Below are 6,000 nucleotides of genomic sequence, written 5' to 3'. Positions count from 1 at the left end.
GGGTGGGGGTACGGGGCGGCTCAGGTGCCGGGACCGGGGCGGAGGTGGGGGTACGGGGCGGCTCAGGTGCGGGGACGGGGGCCGGATTCGGGTAGGGCCGGTGGCCGCCGGCGGCGTACGGGCCGCTCTCCGGCACGTCCCCCTCGGCCGGACGCGGCCCCGCGCTCATCACCGGTGGCGGTCCGAACTCACCCAACGGGACGGTGACCGGGATGGCGGTCGGCTCGGCGGTGAAGCGGCTGGCACCGTCCGGGTCGACCTGGAGCGGGACGACGTAACCGATGCGCTCGTCATGGACCCTGGCCAGAACGGGGCTGCCGGTCGCACGGGCCATACGGCGCAGGTGCTTCAGCACCGCCTGCTGCGGTTCCTCGCCCGCCGCGACGACGACCGGGACACCCCCGACCGTCGCACCGCCTCCGTCGGCGCCGGAGACCCGAACCTCGACGGGTTCCCGTTCTTGATCGCGGCTGGGTAGGGACATCGGTTCCTCACTCGGGTACGCCCGTGGTCGTACTGTCGAGTCTCTCCGCCATCCGCCTCCGCACACGTCACCGCGCCGTCACAGCCTCGTCCCAAGGGACGGCCTTGCCGGAGTATGGATGCGTGTGCATATAATGCATGCGCCTTTAAGGATCGTACGCCGGACATTTGGGGGTAGCCATGAGCCGCCGTTTCCTGTTCGTCCTGGGCAGCAGCCGCAGTGCGGGCAACACCGAACTGCTGGCCCGCCGGGCAGCCGAACAACTCCCCACGGACGTCGAGCAGCAGTGGATCAGCCTGGCCGAGCACCCACTGCCCGACTTCGTGGACCTGCGGCACGACTCCGACCACACCCGGCCCCGGGAGGGCAATGCCGCGCTGCTGCTCGACGCCACCCTCGCGGCGACGGACATCGTGATCGCCTCGCCCCTGTACTGGTATTCGGTGTCCGGCCACACCAAGCGCTACCTCGACTACTGGTCCGGCTGGCTGCGCACACCCCACGTCGACTTCAAGGCCACGATGGCCGGGCGCACGCTCTGGGGCGTCACCGCCCTCGCGGACGCCGAACCGGTCGTCGCCGACCCGCTGATCGGGACGCTCAACAACTCCGCCGCCTACCTGAAGATGCGCTTCGGCGGCGTCCTGCTCGGCAACGGCAGCAAGCCGGGCGACGTACTGAACGACACGGCGGCGCTGGCCCGCGCCAAGACGTTCTTCGCCTCCGAAGCGCCTCTCGCCCGCTTTCCGGGGGCCTGATCGCCGCGCCGAGGGCTTGGTCGCCGCGCCGGGCGCCTAGGCCGTGATGTCCTTCGCCGTGAACCGCGCCCAGGCCGCCGAGCCGAACACCGCCGCGTACAGGCCCTGGATGCCGAGGTTCTTCAGCAGGTCGTCCCAGTAGACCGGCTCACGCATGAGGTCGGCGAAGGACAGCCAGTAGTGCGAGAAGAAGTACGGGTGCAGCGCGTCCAGCTGCGGTATCTGGTCCAGGATCTGGACGGTGATCAACAGCCCGACGGTCGTCGCCATCGCCGCGATCCCGCTGTTGGTGAGCGTGGAGACGAACAGGCCGAGCGCCGCCACGCCTACCAGTGACGCGGCGACGACGAGCGCGATCAGCAGCGCCCGCAGCAGGCCCTCGGCGAAGCTGATCCGGGTGCCGGAGATGGTCGTCAGCTCGCCCAACGGGAAGAGCAGGGCGCCCACGGTGAGCGCCGACAGCGCGACCACGAGGGTGGCCGCCAGACAGAAGGCGATCACCGTGACGTACTTGGTGAGCAGCAGCCGGGTCCGGCCCGCGGGGGCCACGAGCAGATAGCGCAGGGTTCCCGCGTTCGCCTCACCGGCGATGGCGTCGCCCGCGACCACGCCGATCGCCATCGGCAGGAAGAACGGCAGGGTCGCGGCCAGCGCCGTGAACACCAGGAACAGGCCGTTGTTGGTGATCTGCGCGATGAACGCGGGCCCTTCGCCGCCTCCACCACCGCCGCCCCCGCCGCCGAGGGACGAGCCGTCACTCGTCTCTATCCTCACGGCGATCCCGACGAGGACCGGCACGGCGGCGAGCACCCCGAGCAGCGCCAGGGTGCGCCAGCGCCGGAACGTGATGACGAGTTCACTGCGGAGGAGACCGAAGGTCCACAGCGGGCCGGGCCGCCTGCGAGATCCCAAGGGCGCGGGGGACGCGGGGGCTCCGGCGGTCGTGCCTGTGGGCTCCGCTCCCACCGCCCCGCCTGCTCCCCCCGCCTCAGCCGGCGACATCGAACCCCTCCCCCGTCAACGCCATGAACGCGTCCTCCAGTGAGGCCCGTTCCACCCCGAAGCCCCGGACCCGGACCCCGGCCTCGACCAACGCCGCGTTCAGCTCGGCGAGTTCGCCGTCCGGCGCGTCCGCCGTCACCCGGTCCTCGTCGGCGACCACGACATCACCGACGCCCTTCTCCTTCAGCACCCTGGCCGCCTCCGCCTGGTCCGGCGTGGTCACCACCAGCCGTCCCCGCAGCCCGGCCGCCAGGTCCGCCACCGTGCCCTGGGTGATCAGTCTGCCCTGCGCCATCACCGCGGCGTGCGTGCACACCTGCTCGATCTCGTCTAGCAGGTGCGAGGACAGGAACACGGTCGTGCCCTCGGCCGCCAACTCCCTGACCAGCCCACGGATCTCCCGCATGCCCTGCGGGTCGAGACCGTTGGTCGGCTCGTCCAGGACGAGCAGCCTGCGCGGCTGGAGCAGGGCCGCCGCGAGCCCGAGCCGCTGCTTCATCCCGAGGGAGTACGCCTTCGCCTTCTTCCCGGCCGCCGCCGCGAGCCCGACCCGCTCCAGCGCCGCCTCGACGCGGACGCGCCGGGTGCGCGGATCGGCGGTCGGGTCGGCCGCGTCGTACCTGGTCAGGTTCTCCCGGCCGGACAGGAAGCCGTACAGCGCGGGGCCCTCGATAAGGGCGCCGACGTGCGGCAGGACGGACTGCGCGGCGCGGGGCATGGGCCGCCCCAGCACCCGCGCGGTGCCCGAGGTGGGGGCGATCAGGCCCATCAGCATGCGGATGGTGGTGGTCTTGCCGGAGCCGTTGGGGCCGAGGAAGCCGAAGACGCTGCCCGCCGGGACGGTCAGGTCGAGACCGTCCACGGCGAGCTGACCGCCTCGGTAGCGTTTGGTGAGCGCGCGGGTGCGGATGACGCCGTCCTCGTCCTCCACGACGGCTTCCCCTGTGTCCCCCATGCTCCGCATCAGCTCCTCGGCTTCCTCGTCCCCCGCTGTCTCCCTGCGGCTTGCCGCTTACCGCTTACCGCTTACCGCTTACCGCTTACCGCTTACCGCTCACTGTGCCGACTCGGCCGCCTTCACCAGGGCGTCCTTCGTGACGGCGCCCACATAGACCTTGCCGTCGTCCGTGACGAGGGCGTTGACCAGGCGGGTCTTGAAGACCGTGCCCGTTCCGAAGTCGCCCTTGACCTGGTCCCCGAGGGAGTCGAGGAAGCCACCGACGTCCCCGCCGACCTCGGCGCCCGAGGGCACGCCCTCGCCGCCGGTGTCGAAGACGGCTACGGCGTTCCAGCCCTCACCGATGACCTCCAGGCCTTCGGGGCCCTTCTCCAGGCCCTTGGCGAAGCCCTCCTCGGCTCCGCGCGCGTGCTCCTCCGGTACCGCCTCGTCCTCCTCGGTCACCTTCGCGCCCTTGGGCGGGGTGAAGTCGAAGGTCGACGCGTCCGGCTTGGCGAAGCTGACCTGGGTGAAGCCCGCGTCCACCACGGCGGCGCCACCGCTCGCCGGGGTCAGCGTGAACTTCAGCGGCATACCGGTCTTCGCGTCCACCGCCACGCTGATCGCGCCGACCGTGGAACTGGACTGCTTCGGCTTGATGAGCAGCTTGTACGCGTCGCGCCCGGCGACCTGGGCGGTCCCGTCGACGGTCACGGACGTGGTGTCGTCGACCGCCTTCAGCGCCTCCTCGGTCATCTCCTTGGGCGTGACCGGAACTTCGTCCGCCGTCTCCCCCGCGCCCTTGCCGGCCTTGCCGTCGGCGTGGGCGCTGTCGTCGGCGGTGCCGTGGAACACCTCGTTCGAGGCACTGTCGTAGCCCCAGACGTCATCGCCGTTGTGGATCAGGCTGTACTCGGCGGCGTCCTCCAGCAGCGACAGCTTCTGCCGGTCGGGGCCGTCGGCGGCGACGCGCAGGGTGTGGGTGCCGGAGACCAGCTCGGTCAGCTTCGCCGACGGGTCGGCGGAGGAGCCCTCGCCGTCGCCCTGCCCGGCCATCCCGGACGCCAGACCGCCGCCCAGGCCGCCCAGGTCGGGCAGGCCCAGATCCGCGGTGATCTTCACCGTCCCGGACAGCTGCTGCACGTCCGACTCCGCGATCTTCTGTATGAGTTGCTGTGCGCTGATCTCCGGAAGGTCCGGGCTGCCGGAGTCGGCGAGCGCCGGGACGAGCCCGATGGTCGCCGCGGCCACCCCCGTCACCGCGACCGGCACGACATACCGCGCGGCCCTGCGCCGTGCCCCGCGCGCCTCGTCGTCCTGCGCGTCCCGCGCCGCGGTCGTGTTGTCGTCGGATGCGTACGGTGCCATGTGTGCCTTACCTCTCGCGTCGGCGGCGGCTGTCCGTCTCGTCACGTCCTCGTCGCGCTGTACCCCGAGCCGCCATTCTCACCCGAATCGGTGAGGAGTGGTGTTTTCCGTGGTTCCCATCTGACCAAATCGGCCCGCGAGAAGCGTCAGCCCACGGAGCCAACTCCGCGTACTGCTGGGGTATGACACGGGGTGACGCCGCGTCCGCCGACCCGTAGGGGGCGGCGATCAGCCTCCGGTCGCACTGCGCCGAACGGTGGTACACGACGGCCTGACGGACCACCGGACGCGGCGGCCCGTCAGCGGTACGGGAGGTGTCGGTCCGCCAGCATCGAGGCGCCGGCCCGTCGGCACGACCGGACGCGGCGGCCCGCGAACGCCACCGGAACGCGGTGACCGGCGGTCCGGGTCACTACCCCGCCCGGTGCACCACCGCGTCGCACAGCTCGATCAGCGCCGCCTTCGCGCCGCACTCCCGCAGCGGCGCGAGCGCCGCCCGCGCCTCCTCCGCGTACCGCACCGTGTCGCGCCGCGCCTGCTCCAGCGCGGGGTGGGCGCGCAGCGCCGTGAGCGCGCGCTCGTGCTGCTCGTCGTCGGTGAGGTCGGAGTCCAGCAGCTTGCACAGGGCGATGTCCTCCTCCAGCCCCAGCCGGGCGGCCCGCTCGCGCAGCCGCAGCACGGGCAGGGTGGCGATGCCCTCGCGCAGGTCCGTGCCGGGCGTCTTGCCGGACTCATGGGAGTCGGAGGCGATGTCCAGGACGTCGTCCGCGAGCTGGAAGGCGACACCGAGCCGCTCGCCGTACTGGGTGAGGACGTCGACGACGGTCTCGTCGGCGCCGGACATCATCGCGCCGAACCGGCAGGCGACCGCGACCAGCGAGCCGGTCTTGCCCGCGAGCACGTCGAGGTAGTGGTCGACGGGGTCGCGCCCGTCGGCCGGGCCCGCGGTCTCCAGGATCTGCCCGGTCACCAGCCGCTCGAACGCCTCGGCCTGCACCCGCACCGCCTCCGGCCCGAGGTCGGCCAGGGTGTGCGAGGCACGGGCGAAGAGGAAGTCGCCGGTGAGGACCGCGACGGAGTTGCCGAAGCGGGTGTTGGCGCTCGGTACGCCGCGCCGTACCGCCGCCTCGTCCATCACGTCGTCGTGGTACAGGGTCGCCAGGTGGGTCAGTTCCACGACCACGGCGGAAGGCACGACTCCGGGGGCGTAGGGGTCACCGAACTGGGCCGCCAGCATCACGAGCAGGGGACGGAACCGCTTCCCGCCCGCCCGTACGAGGTGCTGGGCGGCGCCGGTGATGAACGGAACCTCGCTTTTGGTTGCCTCAAGCAACCCTTCCTCGACGGCCGCCAACCCAGACTGGACATCGGCCTCCAGGGCCTGGTCCCGCACGCTCAGCCCGAACGGCCCGACGACGGTCACGAGGGGTCTCCTGTCTGCTGGTGTCCAC

Annotated in this window: 5 protein-coding genes and 1 pseudogene; 1 reads left to right on the top strand and 5 read right to left on the bottom strand. The window is 71.7% G+C overall.

Annotated elements, in window-relative coordinates; all coding sequences use genetic code 11:
* Window positions 1-484, bottom strand: a pseudogene (locus KBY47_RS31375) (tetratricopeptide repeat protein); the annotation flags it as partial.
* A 179-nt stretch (window positions 485-663) separates the two neighbouring features.
* Between KBY47_RS31375 and KBY47_RS31370 the strand changes: the two are divergent.
* Window positions 664-1,242, top strand: a complete 579-nt coding sequence (locus KBY47_RS31370; RefSeq protein WP_210927154.1) for a flavodoxin family protein — start codon at window positions 664-666, stop codon at window positions 1,240-1,242.
* A gap of 36 nt (window positions 1,243-1,278) precedes the next feature.
* Here KBY47_RS31370 and KBY47_RS31365 read toward each other — a convergent pair whose 3' ends face one another.
* From KBY47_RS31365 to KBY47_RS31350, 4 genes are all read right to left on the bottom strand, one after another.
* Window positions 1,279-2,244, bottom strand: coding sequence for an ABC transporter permease (locus KBY47_RS31365; protein ID WP_374103137.1), 966 nt, complete (start codon window positions 2,242-2,244; stop codon window positions 1,279-1,281).
* Window positions 2,231-3,199 carry an ABC transporter ATP-binding protein gene (locus KBY47_RS31360; protein WP_247695515.1) on the bottom strand — a complete coding sequence of 323 codons (969 nt, stop codon included), beginning with the start codon at window positions 3,197-3,199 and terminating at the stop codon, window positions 2,231-2,233. Before KBY47_RS31360 ends, KBY47_RS31365 begins: the two co-directional genes overlap by 14 nt.
* Before the next feature lie 99 nt (window positions 3,200-3,298).
* Entirely contained in the window at window positions 3,299-4,549 is a 1,251-nt protein-coding gene (locus tag KBY47_RS31355; protein ID WP_210927148.1) for an outer membrane lipoprotein carrier protein LolA, read from the bottom strand.
* Between the two features lie 412 nt (window positions 4,550-4,961).
* On the bottom strand, window positions 4,962-5,972 hold the full coding sequence (locus KBY47_RS31350; protein WP_210927146.1) for a polyprenyl synthetase family protein: 1,011 nt from the start codon (window positions 5,970-5,972) through the stop codon (window positions 4,962-4,964).
* Between the last annotated feature and the right edge of the window lie 28 nt (window positions 5,973-6,000).

This window comes from Streptomyces sp. B93 (assembly GCF_018070565.1).
Taxonomy (GTDB): domain Bacteria; phylum Actinomycetota; class Actinomycetes; order Streptomycetales; family Streptomycetaceae; genus Streptomyces.
The sequence above is the reverse complement of the archived record's forward strand: the minus strand, read 5'-3'. Positions and strand labels throughout refer to the sequence as shown.

Excerpts from the sequence above, each read along its gene's own strand:
- KBY47_RS31370 (WP_210927154.1), top strand. The coding sequence starts at position 664 with ATGAGCCGCCGTTTCCTGTTCGTCCTGGGCAGCAGCCGCAGTGCGGGC.
- KBY47_RS31365 (WP_374103137.1), bottom strand. The coding sequence starts at position 2,244 with ATGTCGCCGGCTGAGGCGGGGGGAGCAGGCGGGGCGGTGGGAGCGGAG.
- KBY47_RS31360 (WP_247695515.1), bottom strand. The coding sequence starts at position 3,199 with ATGGGGGACACAGGGGAAGCCGTCGTGGAGGACGAGGACGGCGTCATC.
- KBY47_RS31355 (WP_210927148.1), bottom strand. The coding sequence starts at position 4,549 with ATGGCACCGTACGCATCCGACGACAACACGACCGCGGCGCGGGACGCG.